At 62.0% G+C, this 16,022-nt stretch carries 19 protein-coding genes; 10 read left to right on the top strand and 9 right to left on the bottom strand.

Annotation, left to right across the window (positions count from 1 at the left end; all coding sequences use genetic code 11):
* Positions 1 to 59: 59 nt before the first annotated feature.
* Together KJY40_RS01265 and KJY40_RS01270 are read left to right on the top strand one after the other, a co-directional pair.
* Positions 60 to 356 (top strand): DUF2782 domain-containing protein, encoded by a 297-nt coding sequence (locus KJY40_RS01265; RefSeq protein WP_011331780.1) that lies wholly within the window; start codon positions 60 to 62, stop codon positions 354 to 356.
* A gap of 61 nt (positions 357 to 417) precedes the next feature.
* Positions 418 to 1,371, top strand: coding sequence for a homoserine kinase (locus KJY40_RS01270; RefSeq protein ID WP_230734514.1), 954 nt, complete (start codon positions 418 to 420; stop codon positions 1,369 to 1,371).
* 42 nt (positions 1,372 to 1,413) lie between these two features.
* Here the strand turns inward: KJY40_RS01270 and KJY40_RS01275 are convergent, their stop codons facing one another.
* On the bottom strand, positions 1,414 to 2,343 hold the full coding sequence (locus KJY40_RS01275) for a zinc ABC transporter substrate-binding protein (protein WP_230734516.1): 930 nt from the start codon (positions 2,341 to 2,343) through the stop codon (positions 1,414 to 1,416).
* 57 nt (positions 2,344 to 2,400) lie between these two features.
* Between KJY40_RS01275 and zur the strand changes: the two genes are divergently transcribed.
* From zur to KJY40_RS01295, 4 genes are read left to right on the top strand one after another with little or no spacing between them, the layout of a single operon-like run.
* Complete coding sequence (gene zur, locus KJY40_RS01280) at positions 2,401 to 2,883, top strand: zinc uptake transcriptional repressor Zur (RefSeq protein ID WP_011331783.1); 483 nt, start codon at positions 2,401 to 2,403, stop codon at positions 2,881 to 2,883.
* Positions 2,883 to 3,668, top strand: coding sequence for a zinc ABC transporter ATP-binding protein ZnuC (znuC, locus tag KJY40_RS01285; RefSeq protein ID WP_085690422.1), 786 nt, complete (start codon positions 2,883 to 2,885; stop codon positions 3,666 to 3,668). The genes zur and znuC overlap by 1 nt, the downstream gene beginning before the upstream one ends.
* Positions 3,661 to 4,449, top strand: a complete 789-nt coding sequence (gene znuB, locus KJY40_RS01290; protein WP_007954005.1) for a zinc ABC transporter permease subunit ZnuB — start codon at positions 3,661 to 3,663, stop codon at positions 4,447 to 4,449. Before znuC ends, znuB begins: the two co-directional genes overlap by 8 nt.
* Before the next feature lie 37 nt (positions 4,450 to 4,486).
* Positions 4,487 to 5,200: a PA5502 family lipoprotein gene (locus KJY40_RS01295; RefSeq protein WP_230734518.1), complete on the top strand. Its 714-nt coding sequence runs from the start codon at positions 4,487 to 4,489 to the stop codon at positions 5,198 to 5,200.
* A gap of 38 nt (positions 5,201 to 5,238) precedes the next feature.
* Here the strand turns inward: KJY40_RS01295 and katE are convergent, their stop codons facing one another.
* Complete coding sequence (katE, locus tag KJY40_RS01300) at positions 5,239 to 7,380, bottom strand: catalase HPII (RefSeq protein WP_230734520.1); 2,142 nt, start codon at positions 7,378 to 7,380, stop codon at positions 5,239 to 5,241.
* 260 nt (positions 7,381 to 7,640) lie between these two features.
* On the opposite strand from katE, the gene KJY40_RS01305 reads away from it, so the two are divergent.
* The 3 genes from KJY40_RS01305 to KJY40_RS01315 all read left to right on the top strand — a co-directional run bounded on the left by KJY40_RS01305 (position 7,641) and on the right by KJY40_RS01315 (position 10,170).
* Entirely contained in the window at positions 7,641 to 8,648 is a 1,008-nt protein-coding gene (locus KJY40_RS01305; protein ID WP_230734522.1) for a methionine ABC transporter ATP-binding protein, read from the top strand.
* Positions 8,648 to 9,322, top strand: a complete 675-nt coding sequence (locus KJY40_RS01310; RefSeq protein WP_011331789.1) for a methionine ABC transporter permease — start codon at positions 8,648 to 8,650, stop codon at positions 9,320 to 9,322. The genes KJY40_RS01305 and KJY40_RS01310 overlap by 1 nt, the downstream gene beginning before the upstream one ends.
* A gap of 74 nt (positions 9,323 to 9,396) precedes the next feature.
* The gene (locus tag KJY40_RS01315) at positions 9,397 to 10,170 is read left to right on the top strand and encodes a MetQ/NlpA family ABC transporter substrate-binding protein (RefSeq protein WP_007953996.1); all 774 of its coding nucleotides are present in this window, start codon (positions 9,397 to 9,399) and stop codon (positions 10,168 to 10,170) included.
* Positions 10,171 to 10,343: 173 nt separating this feature from the next.
* Here the strand turns inward: KJY40_RS01315 and KJY40_RS01320 are convergent, their stop codons facing one another.
* Genes KJY40_RS01320 through KJY40_RS01340 form a run of 5 tightly spaced genes read right to left on the bottom strand, consistent with a single transcriptional unit; the run spans position 10,344 to position 14,252 of the window.
* Complete coding sequence (locus KJY40_RS01320; RefSeq protein WP_230734523.1) at positions 10,344 to 10,979, bottom strand: SCO family protein; 636 nt, start codon at positions 10,977 to 10,979, stop codon at positions 10,344 to 10,346.
* A complete protein-coding gene (cyoE, locus tag KJY40_RS01325; RefSeq protein ID WP_230734525.1) occupies positions 10,976 to 11,875 on the bottom strand; it encodes a heme o synthase in 900 nt (299 codons plus the stop codon). Before cyoE ends, KJY40_RS01320 begins: the two co-directional genes overlap by 4 nt.
* Positions 11,863 to 12,942, bottom strand: a complete 1,080-nt coding sequence (locus KJY40_RS01330) for a COX15/CtaA family protein (protein ID WP_230734527.1) — start codon at positions 12,940 to 12,942, stop codon at positions 11,863 to 11,865. Before KJY40_RS01330 ends, cyoE begins: the two co-directional genes overlap by 13 nt.
* 10 nt (positions 12,943 to 12,952) lie before the next feature.
* Positions 12,953 to 13,546 (bottom strand): hypothetical protein, encoded by a 594-nt coding sequence (locus KJY40_RS01335; protein ID WP_085606407.1) that lies wholly within the window; start codon positions 13,544 to 13,546, stop codon positions 12,953 to 12,955.
* Positions 13,512 to 14,252 (bottom strand): SURF1 family protein, encoded by a 741-nt coding sequence (locus KJY40_RS01340; RefSeq protein ID WP_230734529.1) that lies wholly within the window; start codon positions 14,250 to 14,252, stop codon positions 13,512 to 13,514. The genes KJY40_RS01335 and KJY40_RS01340 overlap by 35 nt, the downstream gene beginning before the upstream one ends.
* A gap of 72 nt (positions 14,253 to 14,324) precedes the next feature.
* Between KJY40_RS01340 and KJY40_RS01345 the strand changes: the two genes are divergently transcribed.
* Positions 14,325 to 14,528, top strand: a complete 204-nt coding sequence (locus KJY40_RS01345) for a twin transmembrane helix small protein (protein ID WP_064379555.1) — start codon at positions 14,325 to 14,327, stop codon at positions 14,526 to 14,528.
* A gap of 8 nt (positions 14,529 to 14,536) precedes the next feature.
* Here the strand turns inward: KJY40_RS01345 and KJY40_RS01350 are convergent, their stop codons facing one another.
* Together KJY40_RS01350 and KJY40_RS01355 are read right to left on the bottom strand one after the other, a co-directional pair.
* Positions 14,537 to 15,424: a cytochrome c oxidase subunit 3 gene (locus KJY40_RS01350; protein WP_011331798.1), complete on the bottom strand. Its 888-nt coding sequence runs from the start codon at positions 15,422 to 15,424 to the stop codon at positions 14,537 to 14,539.
* 25 nt (positions 15,425 to 15,449) lie between these two features.
* The gene (locus KJY40_RS01355; RefSeq protein ID WP_085606414.1) at positions 15,450 to 16,001 is read right to left on the bottom strand and encodes a cytochrome c oxidase assembly protein; all 552 of its coding nucleotides are present in this window, start codon (positions 15,999 to 16,001) and stop codon (positions 15,450 to 15,452) included.
* Positions 16,002 to 16,022 lie beyond the last annotated feature (21 nt).

Genomic DNA, 16,022 nt, shown 5'->3' on the forward strand with positions numbered 1-16,022 from the left:
TTTCGGCGGGCCCGGCGCTAGAATAGCGGGACCGTTGACGACAAAGGGACAAGGTTATCATGCGTACGTTAAATCGCTTGCTGCTGGTCAGTCTGATTGCTGTCTCACCGCTGGCCGCGATCGCGGCGGATGATGCGCCATCGTCGGAGCCGGAAGTTACCATTAGCACGCACACGGAAGGCGACAAGGTCATTCAGGAATACAGCCGGAGTGGATTCGTGTATGCGATCAAGGTCACACCGAAGGGCGGCAAACCCTATTTCCTGGTGCGCGCCGATGGTACGGACGCGAACTACATCCGGTCCGACCAGCCGGATATGCTGATTCCGTCGTGGGAAATCTTTACCTGGAAGTAAGTTTCCTGACTTTTAATCGGCGCCGTTTGATGGCGGCGCCAGAACTGAGCAGTTTTTAACCATGTCTGTGTTCACCCCCCTGGCTCGGCCCGAGCTGGAAACCTTTCTCGCCCCTTACGGGCTCGGCCGTCTGCTCGATTTCCAGGGGATCGCCGCCGGCAGCGAAAACACCAACTTCTTCATCAGCATGGAAAAGGGCGAGTTCGTCCTTACCCTGGTCGAGCGCGGCCCGGTGCAGGAAATGCCGTTTTTCATCGACCTGCTCGACGTCCTCCACGAAGCCGACCTGCCAGTGCCTTACGCGCTGCGCACCACCAACGGCGTGGCCCTGCGCGAACTGAAAGGCAAACCGGCGCTGCTGCAACCGCGCCTGGCCGGCAAGCACATCAAGCAGGCCAACGCCCAGCATTGCGCGCAGGTCGGTGAGTTGCAGGCGCACCTGCACCTGGCGACCCAGGGCGACAGCATGATCAAGCGCAAGACCGATCGTGGTCTGGACTGGATGCTGGAGGAGGGCACCGAATTTCTTTCGCACCTGAGCGACGAGCCGCGTGCGCTGCTGCAAACCGCGCTGGACGAAATCACTCAACAGAAAGACAAAATTCTCGCGCTGCCGCGGGCGAATATCCACGCCGACCTGTTCCGCGACAACGCGATGTTCGAAGGCACGCACTTGACCGGGCTGATCGACTTCTACAACGCCTGCTCCGGGCCGATGCTCTACGACGTGGCGATTGCCTTGAACGACTGGTGTTCGGACGATGACGGCCTGATTGACGGCCCACGTGCGCGGGCCTTTCTGGGTGCCTACGCGGCACTGCGTCCGTTCACGGCAGCCGAGGCCGAATTGTGGCCGACCATGCTGCGAGTGGCGTGCGTGCGGTTCTGGCTGTCGCGGTTGATCGCGGCGGAATCGTTCGCCGGGCAGGACGTTTTGATTCACGATCCGAAAGAGTTCGAGCAGCGTCTGGCGCAGCGTCAGCAGGTCAACACACCGCTGCCGTTTGCCCTGTAAAAGAAAAAAACCGCAGTCTGTGCAGGCTGCGGTTTTTTTGTATCAGAGCGACTCCAGGCAACCCGCCAGGTCATTCCCCAGCTTCTCCAGCACTTGCTCATAACCTTGAGCCGTCGCCGGCGTGTACCCGCCCAGCGCATCGAGTTCCGCCAGTTTCACTGGCAGGCCAGCCACCAGGGTTTCCGCCAGACGTGGACGCAGCGGTGGCTCGCTGAACACGCACGTCTTGCCGACTTCCTGCAACCGCGCGCGCATCGCCGCGACATGCTGAGCGCCCGGCTGCACTTCCGCCGCCACGCTGAACACACCGGTGTGTTTCAAGCCGTAGGCATCTTCGAAATAGTCGAAGGCCTCGTGGAAGACGAAGTAGGGTTTGCCTTCAACACTGGCCAGACGCCTCTTCAAACGCTGATCCAGCGCATCGAGGCGCGCGTCGAACGCCTTGGCGTTGCTCTGGTAGCGCTCGGCATTGGCCGGGTCGGCAGCGCTCAGGTCGGCGGCCATCTTGTCGGCAATCACCCGCGCGTTCACCGGCGATAGCCACAAATGTGCATCGAGAGTGCCGGGACGGTGATCGTGATCATGCTCGTCGGCGTCTTCAGCGTGGGAGTGGCTGTCTTCGGCGAAGCGGCGCAGCTTCATGCCCGGCAAGTCCTGCACGGCAACGCTCGGCAGCGTACGACCGTTCAGCACGCGAGGCAGGAAACCTTCCATGTCCGGGCCGATCCAGTACAAGAGATCCACCGATTGCACCTTGCGCACGTCGGACGGACGCAACGCGTAGTTATGCGGCGAAGCTCCCGGCGGCAGCAGCACTTCCGGAATCGCCACGCCGTCCTGCACCGCAGCGGCAATCAGTTGCAGGGGCTTGATGCTGGTGAGGACTCTGACCTCGGCCTGAGCCGGACCGATCAGCAGAAAACCGGTGATGAATACGACAAAAACAGAAAAAAGTCGGGACACGATGACCACTCAATGAGGCGAGAACGGGTAACATAATAACGTCTCTAACCAAACTCGTCGCCGCTCATGCCTATTACCCCGATTGCCAGCCGTCCCCACGACCACTCGCACTGCGTTCACAGCGCCCTGTCCGAGGCCGATGCCTTGTGTGCACAGAAAGGCCTGCGCCTGACCGCATTGCGTCGGCGGGTGCTGGAACTGGTCTGGCAGAGCCACAAGCCACTGGGTGCCTACGACATTCTGGCGGTGCTCAGCGAGCAGGACGGCCGCCGCGCCGCGCCACCGACCGTGTACCGCGCGCTGGATTTCCTCCTGGAAAACGGTCTGGTGCACCGCATCTCCTCGCTGAACGCCTTTGTCGGCTGTGTTCATCCGAAGCATTCGCACCAGGGCCAGTTCCTGATCTGCCGCGAGTGCCACGCGGCCATCGAGCTTGAGCAAAAAACCATCAGCGACGCCATCGTCCACAGCGCCAAGGACGTCGGCTTCATCGTCGAAGCCCAGACCGTCGAAGTGGTCGGCCTCTGCTCCGGTTGCCGGGGGGCTTGATGAGCGATGCGTTGATCCGTCTGGAGCAGGTGGCTGTCCGGTTTGCCGGGCAGAACGTGCTGGACAACATTCACCTGAGCGTCGAGCCGGGGCAGATCGTCACCCTGATCGGCCCCAACGGCGCCGGCAAGACCACGCTGGTGCGCGCCGTGCTCGGGCTGCTGAAACCCGATAGCGGCAGCGTCTGGCGCAAGCCGAAACTGCGCGTCGGTTACATGCCGCAAAAGCTGCACGTCGATCCGACCCTGCCGCTGTCAGTCCTGCGCTTCCTGCGGCTGGTGCCGGGCGTTGACCGCCCGCGTGCGCTGGCGGCACTCAAGGAAGTCGGCGCCGAACACGTCATCGACAGCCCGGTGCAAAGCGTGTCCGGCGGCGAAATGCAGCGCGTGCTGCTGGCCCGGGCGCTGTTGCGCGAGCCGGAACTGCTGGTCCTCGACGAGCCGGTGCAAGGGGTCGATGTTGCTGGCCAGGCCGAGTTGTACAGCCTGATCACCCGGCTGCGCGACCGCCACGGTTGCGGTGTGCTGATGGTGTCCCACGATCTGCATCTGGTGATGAGCACCACGGATCAGGTGGTGTGCCTCAACCGTCACGTCTGCTGCTCCGGGCATCCCGAGCAGGTCAGCGGCGATCCGGCCTTCGTCGAGCTGTTCGGCAATAACGCGCCGAGCCTGGCGATCTATCACCACCATCATGACCACGCCCATGACCTGCACGGTTCGGTGGTCAAGGGGCCCCTGTCGGCTCAACCTCACGTTCACGGAGATAGCTGCAAGCATGGCTGATTTTCTGTTCTACGCCCTGCTTGCAGGTCTGGCGCTGGCGGTGGTCGCGGGGCCGCTGGGCTCGTTCGTGGTCTGGCGGCGCATGGCCTATTTCGGCGACACGCTGTCCCACGCCGCACTGCTCGGCGTGGCGCTGGGCTTTCTGCTGGATGTCAGCCCGACTGTCGCGGTGACCGTGGGCTGCCTACTGTTGGCGGTGTTGCTGGTGACCTTGCAACAGCGTCAGCCACTGGCCTCCGACACGCTGTTGGGCATTCTTGCGCCGAGCACGCTCTCTCTCGGGCTGGTGGTACTAAGCTTCATGCATGAAGTGCGGATCGACCTGATGGCCTATCTGTTCGGCGACCTGCTGGCGATCAGCCCGACCGATCTGGCGTGGATCCTCGGCGGCAGCGCGGCGGTGCTGGTGTTGCTGGTGACGCTGTGGCGGCCGCTGCTGGCGATCACCGTGCACGAAGAACTGGCCAAAGTCGAAGGCCTGCCGGTGGCCGGTTTGCGCATGGCGCTGATGCTGTTGATCGCAGTGGTGATCGCGGTGGCGATGAAAATCGTCGGTGTATTGCTGATTACTTCGCTGTTGATCATCCCGGCGGCTGCGGCACAACGTCACGCCCGTTCGCCGGAGCAGATGGCACTGGGCGCGAGCGTGCTGGGCATGCTGGCCGTGTGTGGCGGGCTGGCGCTGTCCTGGTTCAAGGACACCCCGGCCGGCCCGTCGATCGTTGTGACGGCAGCCGCACTGTTTCTGCTGAGTTTTGTTCTGCCCCGTCGAGGGGTGTAGACTTGCTCGTTTTTTGCGCAAATAGAGAGTCGCAGGAATGAAGCCGTTCGCCTCCCGTTATCTGCTCCTTGTGGCCTTTTCCGTGCTGCTGGGCGCCTGCCAAAGCACGCCGCCGGTGACCGAAGTCCCCGATGCGCGGGCCACGGCCATCGCACAGCTGGAGCAAAGCCTGGCCAGCAGCGAACTGGCCACTGCCGAAGACCAATTGGCAGCCTTACAGGCCGAAACACCCAACGATCAATCCCTTGAGCAATACCAGCGCCAGTTGGCCGAAGCCTATCTGCGCCGCAGCCAGATCGTCCTGCAGAAGGGTGATGTGAATGCAGCAGCGACCGCGCTGGCCCGTGCCCGCGTGCTGATGCCCAAGGCCCCGGCGCTGACCGGTGGCGTCAATGGCGCGATTACCGAAGCGCGCAAGGCTGAACTGGAGAAAGCCGAAGCAGCGCTGCAGGCCGCTGAAGCCAAGCCGAAAGCCAAGGTGATCGATCCGACCGCCGAGAGCACCACGGTCGCGCTGAACATCACCGATAGCCGCAAACTTCGCCGCCAACTGGATGCGATCGCCGCCGATGTGGTGAATTACGACTGTGCGGTGAGCATTCAGGCCCCGCGCACCAATGATTACCCGTGGCTGGCAACGTTGATCACCAAGCGTGTGAAGAAGCTCGATCCGGATTTCGATCTGAAGATCGAGAAACAGATTCTGCGCACCGTGCCGGCGCAGATGGTTCTGAGCCCGCGCAAACCTTGAATTAACCGCAGCCTGCTTTTCGCAGGCTGCGGTTTCTTTCAGGCCGGAATCGCCTTGGCCTTCGCCTCACGATCCCAGACCCGATGCTGCCCGATCGCCGCAAAGAACGGCTGGGTCAACGCCTTCACATCCTTGCCTTCGATCAACCCTGCATCCGCCTCCAGCTTCAGCACGTCCAGCAACTGCTTGGCCTCGCCTTGCAGCGCAATCGCCTTCAAGTGTTTGTACGCCTCCAGCAGGTAATGCAACGCCACGCCGTCACCGCTCAATGCCTTGACCGACGCCGCGCCACCCGGCACGAACACCGCGTCGAACGCCACCGACGGCAGCCCTTCCATCGACGCATCCACCGCCAGGCTTTTGCCATCGGCGGTTTTCACCGGCGCAGACGATGGGCCGAGCAGTTTGGCGTGCGCACCTTCTGCCGCCAGCGCCTTCTTCATCGCATCGATGGCCGCACCATCGACGCCGTTGGCCGCCAGGATCGCGACTTTTCGCGTCTTGATGTTCTCCGGCAGCAGGTTCGCCTGACTCAGCGATGGCGAGTGATCCAGTGATGTTTTCGGCACGTCGACCGTGCCTTTGGCCGGTGCCGGCAAGCCAAGGTTCTGCGCCACGCGCTTGGCCAGTTCCAGATCGATGTTGGCCAGGATCTCGTTCACTTCCCGCGCCCGAATGTGCTCGCGCTCAACCTTGCCCAGTTCGAAGCTGTAAGCCGAGATGATGTGTTCCTGCTCGTGCTTGCTCATGCTTTTGAAGAACAGCCGCGCCTGGGAAAAGTGGTCGCTGAACGACTCGCTGCGCTGACGGATCTTGTTGGCGTCGATGCGCTCCGGGTAACTCTCGAACCCGCCATCCTGCGCGGCCGGCAGGGTTTCCTTCGGCCAGCCGCCATCGATGGAATTCGGTTCGTAGGACGCGCGGCCCTTGTCGATCACCGTGCGGTGCTGGGCATCGCGCTGGCCGTTGTGGAACGGTGCGACCGGGCGATTGATCGGTAGCTCATGAAAGTTCGGCCCGCCGAGTCGGCTGATTTGCGTGTCAGTGTAGGAAAACAACCGGCCTTGCAGCAGCGGGTCATTGGAGAAGTCGATCCCCGGCACGATATGGCCTGGGCAGAACGCGACCTGCTCGGTCTCGGCAAAGAAGTTGTCCGGGTTGCGGTTGAGGGTCATCTTGCCCAGCGGCGTGATCGGAACGATTTCCTCGGGAATCAGTTTGGTCGGGTCGAGGATGTCGAAATCGAAGTCGTGCTCGTTTTCCTCTTCGATGACCTGAACGCCGAGCTCCCATTCCGGATAGTCGCCCATTTCGATGGCTTCCCAGAGATCGCGCCGATGGTAGTCGGTATCTTTGCCCGCAAGTTTTTGCGCCTCGTCCCACACCAAAGAACAGGTGCCGGCGTTAGGGCGCCAGTGGAATTTGACGAAGCGCGATTTGCCCTCGGCATTGATCAGCCGGAAGGTGTGCACGCCGAAGCCCTGCATGCTGCGCAGGCTTTTCGGGATGGCCCGGTCGGACATCGCCCAGATCACCATGTGCGCCGATTCCGGTACCAGCGACACAAAATCCCAGAACGTGTCGTGAGCCGAGCCGCCGGTAGGGATCTCGTTATGCGGTTCGGGTTTCACCGCGTGGACGAAGTCGGGAAACTTGATCGCGTCCTGTATGAAAAATACCGGCATGTTATTGCCGACCAGATCGAAGTTGCCTTCGTCGGTGAAGAACTTCACGGCAAAACCACGCACGTCACGCACGGTATCGCCGGAACCACGCGGTCCCTGAACCGTGGAAAAACGCACGAACACCGGGGTTTTCTTCCCCGGATCCTGCAGGAAACCGGCCTTGGTCAACGTCGAATGGTTCTCGTAGCTCTGAAAGAAACCATGGGCGCCGGTGCCGCGAGCATGGACGATGCGCTCCGGAATCCGTTCATGGTCAAAGTGCGTGATCTTTTCACGCATGATGAAGTCTTCCAGCAGCGACGGCCCGCGAGCCCCGGCCTTGAGGGTGTTCTGGTTATCAGCAATTTTCACGCCCTGGTTGGTGCGCAGGGCCTGACCGGTAGCGTCGGAGCGAAACTTCTCCAGGCTGTCGAGTTTGGCATTGGTGTTGGCGCGATCCGGGGTATCGGTGCCGGCCAGTTGGCTTTTGTCATTGGCAGGTTTCTTGGTACTCATCAGTCATGAACTCCTGTTTGTCCCGGGATTGCCCCGGAACGCTTGAGTGTTTCCCAGGCACGGCACCCAGGGTTTTCAAGTCGCTTAAGTAGTGACTGACGAGGGTTTCGGGCGTTCCTTTTTTATGACCTTTGATCCTGTTATTGCCAAATCGAAGGTTATTTGCGAAATAAATGCTAAGAACCTCTATACGGACAGGCTAAAATGCGCGCCCGGCTAACCGCTGATCCTTTTCCAACGCGCCCCACAAGGTTCGCTACGTGATCGAGTTTCAAAACGTCCATAAGACTTACCGCGTCGCCGGTAAGGACATCACCGCGCTGCACCCGACCAGCTTCTCCATCGAGAACGGTCAGGTGTTCGGCCTGATTGGCCATTCCGGTGCGGGAAAAAGTACCCTGCTGCGTCTGATCAATCGCCTGGAGCAATCCAGTGGCGGCAAGATCATCGTCGACGGCGAAGAAGTCACCGCGCTGGACGCCAACGGCCTGCGCCGTTTCCGTCAGCAGGTCGGGATGATCTTCCAGCACTTCAACCTGCTGGCGTCCAAGACCGTGGCCGACAACGTCGCGCTGCCGCTGACCCTGGCCGGTGAACTGTCCCGTGCCGAGATCGACCAGCGTGTGGCCGAGTTGCTGGCGCGGGTCGGTCTGTCCGATCACGCCAAAAAGTACCCGGCGCAGCTGTCCGGCGGTCAGAAGCAGCGCGTCGGCATCGCCCGCGCTCTGGCGACCAAGCCGAAAATCCTGCTGTGCGACGAAGCCACCAGCGCCCTCGACCCGCAGACCACCGCGTCGGTCCTGCAACTGCTGGCCGAGATCAACCGCGAGCTGAAGCTGACCATCGTCCTGATTACCCACGAGATGGATGTGATCCGCCGCGTGTGCGATCAGGTCGGCGTGATGGACGCCGGTGTGATCGTCGAGCAAGGTTCGGTGGCCGATGTGTTCCTGCATCCGAAGCACCCGACCACCAAGCGGTTCGTGCAGGAAGACGAACAGATCGACGAGAGCGAGCAGCGCGATGACTTCGCTCACGTGCCGGGCCGCATCGTGCGTCTGACCTTTCAGGGCGAAGCGACCTACGCGCCGTTGCTCGGTACCGTCGCCCGGGAAACCGGTGTGGACTACAGCATCCTGGCCGGTCGTATCGACCGCATCAAAGACATTCCTTACGGGCAATTGACCCTCGCCGTCACCGGTGGCGACATGGAAGCGGCGTTCGCCCGCTTCACCGCCGCTGACGTTCACATGGAGGTGTTGCGCTAATGGAAGACCTGATGAGTTTCTTCACCAATATCGACTGGTACGAAATCTGGCTCGCTACCGGCGACACCCTGATGATGCTCGGCGGTTCGCTGCTGTTCACCGTGCTGCTCGGCCTGCCGCTGGGCGTGCTGCTGTTCCTGTGCAGCCCGCGTCAGTTGCTCGAAGCCAAAGGCGTGTACGCCTTGCTGTCGCTGGTGGTGAACATCCTGCGTTCGCTGCCGTTCATTATTCTGTTGATCGTGATGATCCCGTTCACCGTGCTGATCACCGGCACCTCGCTGGGCGTGGCCGGTGCGATTCCGCCGCTGGTGGTAGGTGCAACGCCGTTCTTCGCGCGGCTGGTGGAAACCGCCCTGCGTGAAGTGGATCGCGGCATCATCGAAGCGACCCAGTCGATGGGCGCGACCACTCGCCAGATCATCATGAACGCTTTGCTGCCGGAGGCCCGTCCAGGCATCTTCGCAGCAATTACGGTGACGGCGATTACACTGGTTTCCTACACTGCGATGGCCGGTGTGGTCGGCGCCGGTGGCCTGGGTGACCTGGCGATCCGTTTCGGCTATCAGCGCTTCCAGACCGACGTGATGATCGTGACCGTGGTGTTGCTGCTGATTCTGGTGCAAGTGTTGCAAATGGTAGGCGACCGACTGGTCGTGCACTTCTCGCGCAAATAACCGGTTTTGTAATGACATGAGCCGGCCATTCGCTGGCAGGCGCCAGACGGGCGCCGTAAAAAGGAGTTAGCTGAATGAAAAAACTGATCGTTGCCCTGGCTGCCGTTGCAGCGTTCTCGGCCCACGCCGACGAAACCCTGACCGTTGCTGCCACTCCGGTGCCGCACGCGGAAATCCTCGAATTCGTGAAGCCGGTACTGGCCAAAGAAGGCGTGGATCTGAAGGTCAAGGTCTTCACCGACTACGTTCAGCCGAACGTCCAGGTGGCCGAGAAGCGTCTGGACGCCAACTTCTTCCAGCACCAGCCGTACCTCGATGAGTTCAACAAGGCCAAGGGCACCAGCCTGGTTTCCGTGACCGGCGTGCACCTGGAACCGCTGGGCGCCTACTCCAGCAAGTTCAAGAAAATCGAAGAGCTGCCAAGCGGCGCCAACGTGGTGATCCCGAACGACGCCACCAATGGCGGCCGTGCGCTGTTGCTGCTGGCCAAGGCCGGCGTGATCACCCTGAAGGATCCGACCAACATCCTGTCGACCGTCAAGGACATCGCCCAGAATCCGAAAGACCTGAAGATCCGTGAACTGGAAGCCGCGACCATCCCGCGCGTGCTGACCCAGGTCGATCTGGCGCTGATCAACACCAACTACGCGCTGGAAGCCAAGCTCGATCCGTCCAAGGATGCGCTGGTCATCGAAGGCAGCGACTCGCCTTATGTGAACATCCTGGTCTCCCGCGCGGACAACAAGGACAGCGACGCCATGAAGAAACTGGCCGCTGCGCTGCACAGCCCGGAAGTGAAGAAATTCATCACCGAGAAGTACAAAGGCGCGGTGTTGCCGGCGTTCTGATTCGGACGCCGCAACGAAAAAGGGGACGCCAGTGGCGTCCCCTTTTTTGTGCCCAAAACACAGCCCCTGTGGGAGCGGGCTTGCCCGCGAAAGCGGTGGGTCAGATAAACATAGGTCGACTGACACACCGCATTCGCGAGCAAGCCCGCTCCCACATTGGAACAGTGCTGTTCTTACTTGCGGTTGAGCATAACCGGGAATTGCGCCACCAGCTTGGCGTTGTTCAACGGCGCCCGAATAAACCCACGCTGCGTCCCGTCCGGCCCGATCACTGCCAGGTTCCCACTGTGATCCACTGTGTAGTTCGGCTTGCTGGTGTCCGCCGGAATGAACGGAATGCTCACCGCGTTCGCCACCTTCTGCAGCTCGTCGATCGACTTCGGCGTCAGGCCGATGAACTGTGGATCGAAGTAGCCCAGGTACTGCTTCAACTGCGCAGGGTTGTCGCGGTTCGGGTCGACGCTGACCAGCACGATCTGCAATTTATCCACAGCGTCCTTCGGCAGTTCGCTCTTGATCTGGCGCAGCTGGGCGAGGGTGGTCGGGCAGATGTCCGGGCAGAAGGTGTAGCCGAAGAACAGCAGGCTCCACTTGCCCTTGAGCTCGTTGACCGTGACCGGTTGGCCGTCCTGATTGGTCATCGTCACGTCCGGCAGGTTGCGGCTCTGCGGCAGCAGGATGATGCCGGCGTCGATCAGTGCGGTCGGGTCGCCCTGGCCCTTGCCGCTCAGCACTTTGTTGACGGTCAGGCCGAGGATCAGCGCGATCACGGCGACGAGGATGAAGACGGTTTTCTGGGTTCGAGTCATAGGTTCAACAGTAAGTAGTGGTCTACGAGCAGGGCGATGAACAGCAGAAACAAGTACCAGATAGAGTACTTGAAGGTGTTGATCGCCGCGTGCGGCCGAGTGCCACGGTACAGCACCACGGCCCATTGCAGAAACCTTGCGCCCAGCCCGAGCGCACAGATCAGGTAAAGCAGGCCGCTCATGTGGATCACATACGGCAACAGGCTGACCGCCAGCAGGGCGAAGGTGTACAGCAGAATGTGCACCTTGGTGTAGTGCTCGCCATGGGTGACCGGCAGCATCGGAATGTCGGCCTTGGCGTATTCCTCTTTGCGGTGGATCGCCAGCGCCCAGAAGTGCGGTGGGGTCCAGGCGAAGATGATCAGCACCAGCAGCAACGGTTCGGCGCTGACGTGGCCAGTGGCAGCGGTCCAGCCGAGCAGCGGCGGTGCGGCGCCGGCGAGGCCGCCGATGACGATGTTCTGCGGCGTCGCGCGCTTGAGGAAGCCGGTGTAGATCACCGCGTAGCCCAGCAGCGAGGCCAGGGTCAGCCACGCGGTCAGCGGGTTGGTGAAGGTCAGCAGCAAGGCCTGGCCGAGCAACGCCAGCACCAGCGCAAAGGTCAGTGCTCCTGTGGGCGAAACCCGGCCCTCGGCCAGCGGCCGTTTGTGGGTGCGGGCCATGACCGCATCGATGCGCCGGTCCACCACATGATTGACCGCCGCCGCGCCACCGGCACACAGCGCGATTCCCAGATTGCCGAACACCAGCACCGTCCACGGCACGCCGGCGCGGGTCGCGAGGAACATGCCCACCAGCGAGGTGATCAGCATCAGCACCACGACTTTCGGTTTGGTCAGCTCAAGGTAATCACGCCACAGCCCCTGCGCCGGACGTTCGCCGATCAGAATCGCCATGGCGTCTCTCCTTTAATAGTGATGGGCGCCGCCGAGTGCTTACGCGGGCTCAGGCGCCAGCGCGCGATTATCGGCTGCTTGACCCGAACCAGGCTGGTCCGCGCGTGGTAGTTGACCAGCACCATCGTCAGCAGCAGCACTGCACCGCCGGCGTTATGCGCCACGGCCACCGGCAGCGGCAGATGGAACAGCACGTTGCTGATGCCGAGGGTGATCTGCGCGGCGAGGGCGATCAGCACCAGCCCGGCCAGTCGGGTCATGCCGACCACTTTCAGTTGCCAGGCCAGACCAAGCAGGACGACCGTCACCAGCAACGCGCCAATGCGGTGGGTCAGGTGAATCGCCGTGCGTGCATCGCTGTCGAGTTGCCCGCCGAGGTAATTGGGGCCGATGTGTTGGGTCAGGTGAAAGCCGTTGGCGAAATCCGCCGGCGGAAGCCATTGGCCGTGACAGGTCGGGAAGTCGATACAGGCCACGGCCGCATAGTTGGAACTGACCCAGCCACCCAGCGCAATCTGGCCGATCACCAACAGCAATCCGGCAGTCGCCCAATATTGCAGACGCTTGGGCACGGTCAGCGCCGGCAGCACGCCGGACAGTCGCAACGTCAGCAGAAACAGCAGGCTCAAGGTCGCGAAGCCACCGAGCAAATGCCCGGTCACCACTTGCGGCCAGAGCTTGAGTGTCACCGTCCACATGCCGAACGCCGCCTGGGCGAACACCACCGCCAGCAGAAACAGTGGCAGCTTCAGCGGTTGCCCCGGATGACGGCGGTTAACCCACGCCCGCCCGGCCAACACTGAAATCAGCATGCCGAGGGTGCCGGCGAAGTAGCGGTGGATCATCTCGTTCCAGCCTTTGTGCGCCTCTACTGGCGAGTCCGGGTAATGCAGTTCGGCATGGGCCAGTTGGGCTTCGCTTTTCGGCACGCTGATGAATCCGTAGCAGCCCGGCCAGTCCGGACAGCCGAGGCCGGCGTGGGTCAGGCGGGTGTAGGCGCCGAGCAGCACCACGATCAGTGCCAGCAGGGTGGCAAACAGCGCGAGGCGAAATCCAGGTTTGGCCATGACGATGCCCTTATCCGATGTTCGACAGTTTCAGCAGGTGGCGCAGGTCGTTGAGCAGATCCTTGCCCTTGACGCTCGGGTCGTAGCGCAGCACGAGGTTGCCGTGGGGATCGATGATCCACAGTTGCGGCGTGGCCTTGTCGCCCGTGGCCTTGCTGAAGGTGGCTGCGTCCAGCGGGTAGCGTTGCAGCTGCGGGTATTCGCGGGTCAGCTTGGCTTCGTAGTCGGCGGCCAGTGGTTGCGCAGCGGCCAGGGCGTGGCTGGCGCGCCCGGCTTCACGGCCCAGTCCAATCTGGATCTGCCGCGCCAGGTACACCAGTTGCTGGCAGTCCACCGCGCAATCCTTCGGCGCGGTCACCAGCATCTGCCAGCGCGTTTCGTCAGCCTGAATGCCGAGGTCGGCGCGGGTCTGGCCGTTGCCGATCAGTTCGCCGTGATAGCTGCGACCTTCCGGTACCCAGAACTGCAACTTGTACATGCCGGTGGCGAGGATCATCGGCCCGACCACGCCGAGCACGATCAACAGCAGCTGGATGCGTCCGCGACGGCGACTGGCCGGGGCCTTTGCTTCAGACATGCTGGGTGGATTCATGGCCGCTCCCATGGTGTTTCTCCTTTGCGTTGTGCCAGCCGAGATAGAGGTAGAGACCGAGCAGGGCGGTGGCCATGGCGAACCACTGCACCGCGTAACCGAGGTGTTTTTCCGGGCCCATGGCAACTACCGGCCAGTCGGTCTGATAGCTGGCGGGGCCGGGTTCGGCGCGTAATTCGTAGGCGAAGCCGTCGCGTTCGAGGGTTTTCCACAGCTTCGCGGGTTCGATGGCGGTGACGGTTTGCGGCCAGCTGCTGCTGACCGGATCGGCATGCAGCTGGAAGGTGGCGCCGGGGGCGACATACACCCAGGCATCGACATTCACGGCGTCGGCCGGCGTATTGAATTGCGGGGCCGTGCGCCGGTCCGGCCACGGCAGCCAGCCGCGATTGACCAGCAGCCACTGGCCGCTGCGTTGATCCTGAAACGGTTGCAGCAATTCGACGCCGACCTTGCCGTTGCGCTGACGGTTGTCCAACAACAGGCTGTGGGCGGCATCGAACTGGCCGTGCAGATGGACCCGGCGAAAGGCCGGATCGGCGCTGTGCAGCAACTCGGTGCTGGCCATCGGTTCGGCGGCGCGGCGTTCGGCGTAGCTGGCGAGCAGGGCGGTTTTCTCCGCGCCCCGGCCCAGTTGCCAGAAGCCCAGCGAAATCAGCAACGGCAGCAGCAGGCCGACCACCAGTGTCGGCACCACGCCCGGCCGGAAGCGCTTCATGGTCGCGCCAGAAAATCAGTGAGTGCGATCGCTATACTCAAGTGCATCGCTTGTTCCCCCGGAGTTCTTCCCATGCTCAAAGCAGCCATCGTCCTGATGCTGATTGCCACGGTGGTCAGCCTGTTCAGCGGCCTGTTTTTCCTGGTCAAGGACGACAGCAGCTCGAATCGACTGGTGATCGCCTTGAGTGTTCGGGTGGCATTGGCCGCTTGCACCGTCGGCTTGATTGCCTGGGGTTTCTACAGCGGCCAACTGGTGTCGCACGCGCCTTGGTGAGCTGATCCTCAGAGCACGTAAACGAAGATGAACAAGCCGATCCACACCACATCGACGAAGTGCCAATACCAGCTCGCCGCTTCGAAACCGAACTGATGTTCGTTGTCGAAGTGGCCCTTCATGATGCGCATCAGCATCACGAACAGAATGATCGTGCCGATGGTCACGTGGGCGCCGTGGAAACCGGTGAGCATGAAGAACGTCGCGCCGTAGATGCCCGAGCCGAGGGTCAGCCCCAGTTCGTGGTAGGCGTGGATATATTCTTCGGCCTGGAAACCGAGGAACGCGCAGCCCAGCAGCACGGTGATCGCCAGCCACAGTTTCAGCGCGCCGCGATGACCTTTCTTCAGCGCGTGGTGGGCGATGGTGATGGTCACGCTGGAGCTCACCAGCAGGATGGTGTTGATCAGCGGCAGGCCCCAGGGGCTGATGACTTCCTTGGGCGGCGGGAACAGTTTCGGATCCGGCGTGTGCAGCAGCGGCCAGGTGAACTGGAAGTTCGGCCAGAGCATGTGGGCGATGCCTTTGGTGCCTTCTCCACCCAGCGCCGGACCGGAAATGTGCCGCACATAGAACAGCGCGCCGAAGAAGGCGATGAAGAACATCACCTCGGAGAAGATGAACCAGCTCATGCCCCAGCGGAACGAGCGGTCCAGTTGCGGGCTGTACAACCCCGCGCGGCTTTCCTTGATCACCGTGCCGAACCAGCCGAACAGCATGTACGCCAGCAACAGTCCGCCGACGAAAAAGATCAGCGGGCCGTGGGATTCCGGACGGGCTGCCTTCAGATCGTTGAACCAGGTCGCCAGACCGTACACGGTGACGAACATCCCCACCGTGGCCACGATCGGCCACTTGCTCTGGGCCGGGACGTAATAGTGCTCATGAGTTGCCATTTATTGTTCTCCTTATCGGGCACGCTTAACCGCCAGTGTTTGCAGCCACCGGAGGATGTCGGGCGGTGATATCGAACAGCGTGTAGGACAGCGTCAGGTGCTTCACGTCCTTGGGCATGTCGCGGTCAACGATGAAACGCACCGGCATCTCGATCTGCTGACCGGGCTGCAGCACCTGCTGGGTAAAGCAAAAGCATTCGGTCTTGTGGAAATACGCCGCCGCATTGCTCGGCGCGATGCTTGGCACCGCTTGCGCGCTCATCGGTTTGTCGGTGGGATTGCGCGCGATGAAGATCATCTCGTTCACCGCGCCGGGGTTGGCCGTCAGTTCGTCATGCTTGGGGTAGAAGTCCCACGGCATGTCGGCGGTGTTGGTCGACAGAAACTGCACCCGCACCTGCCGCGTGGCATCGACGGTCTGCTCGCCCTCGTACTGCCCGGCGGTCTTGCCGTTGATGCCGAACGCCTTGCACATCACGTCGTAGATCGGCACCAGGGCAAAACCGAAGACGAACATCGCCACCACCACACCGAGCAGTCGGGTGACCAGTTTCTTCATCGAAATCGAGTCAGCCATGGTGGCGGCCCTCAACGGCTA

Source organism: Pseudomonas fitomaticsae (genome assembly GCF_021018765.1).
In the GTDB taxonomy this organism is placed as follows: Bacteria; Pseudomonadota; Gammaproteobacteria; order Pseudomonadales; family Pseudomonadaceae; genus Aquipseudomonas; species Aquipseudomonas fitomaticsae.

Bases quoted from the DNA above. Each gene is read 5' to 3' on its own strand.
- KJY40_RS01265 (WP_011331780.1), top strand. From the start codon at position 60: ATGCGTACGTTAAATCGCTTGCTGCTGGTCAGTCTGATTGCTGTCTCA.
- KJY40_RS01270 (WP_230734514.1), top strand. From the start codon at position 418: ATGTCTGTGTTCACCCCCCTGGCTCGGCCCGAGCTGGAAACCTTTCTC.
- zur (WP_011331783.1), top strand. From the start codon at position 2,401: ATGCCTATTACCCCGATTGCCAGCCGTCCCCACGACCACTCGCACTGC.
- znuC (WP_085690422.1), top strand. From the start codon at position 2,883: ATGAGCGATGCGTTGATCCGTCTGGAGCAGGTGGCTGTCCGGTTTGCC.
- znuB (WP_007954005.1), top strand. From the start codon at position 3,661: ATGGCTGATTTTCTGTTCTACGCCCTGCTTGCAGGTCTGGCGCTGGCG.
- KJY40_RS01295 (WP_230734518.1), top strand. From the start codon at position 4,487: ATGAAGCCGTTCGCCTCCCGTTATCTGCTCCTTGTGGCCTTTTCCGTG.
- katE (WP_230734520.1), bottom strand. From the start codon at position 7,380: ATGAGTACCAAGAAACCTGCCAATGACAAAAGCCAACTGGCCGGCACC.
- KJY40_RS01310 (WP_011331789.1), top strand. From the start codon at position 8,648: ATGGAAGACCTGATGAGTTTCTTCACCAATATCGACTGGTACGAAATC.
- KJY40_RS01315 (WP_007953996.1), top strand. From the start codon at position 9,397: ATGAAAAAACTGATCGTTGCCCTGGCTGCCGTTGCAGCGTTCTCGGCC.
- KJY40_RS01320 (WP_230734523.1), bottom strand. From the start codon at position 10,979: ATGACTCGAACCCAGAAAACCGTCTTCATCCTCGTCGCCGTGATCGCG.
- cyoE (WP_230734525.1), bottom strand. From the start codon at position 11,875: ATGGCGATTCTGATCGGCGAACGTCCGGCGCAGGGGCTGTGGCGTGAT.
- KJY40_RS01330 (WP_230734527.1), bottom strand. From the start codon at position 12,942: ATGGCCAAACCTGGATTTCGCCTCGCGCTGTTTGCCACCCTGCTGGCA.
- KJY40_RS01335 (WP_085606407.1), bottom strand. From the start codon at position 13,546: ATGGGAGCGGCCATGAATCCACCCAGCATGTCTGAAGCAAAGGCCCCG.
- KJY40_RS01340 (WP_230734529.1), bottom strand. From the start codon at position 14,252: ATGAAGCGCTTCCGGCCGGGCGTGGTGCCGACACTGGTGGTCGGCCTG.
- KJY40_RS01345 (WP_064379555.1), top strand. From the start codon at position 14,325: ATGCTCAAAGCAGCCATCGTCCTGATGCTGATTGCCACGGTGGTCAGC.
- KJY40_RS01350 (WP_011331798.1), bottom strand. From the start codon at position 15,424: ATGGCAACTCATGAGCACTATTACGTCCCGGCCCAGAGCAAGTGGCCG.
- KJY40_RS01355 (WP_085606414.1), bottom strand. From the start codon at position 16,001: ATGGCTGACTCGATTTCGATGAAGAAACTGGTCACCCGACTGCTCGGT.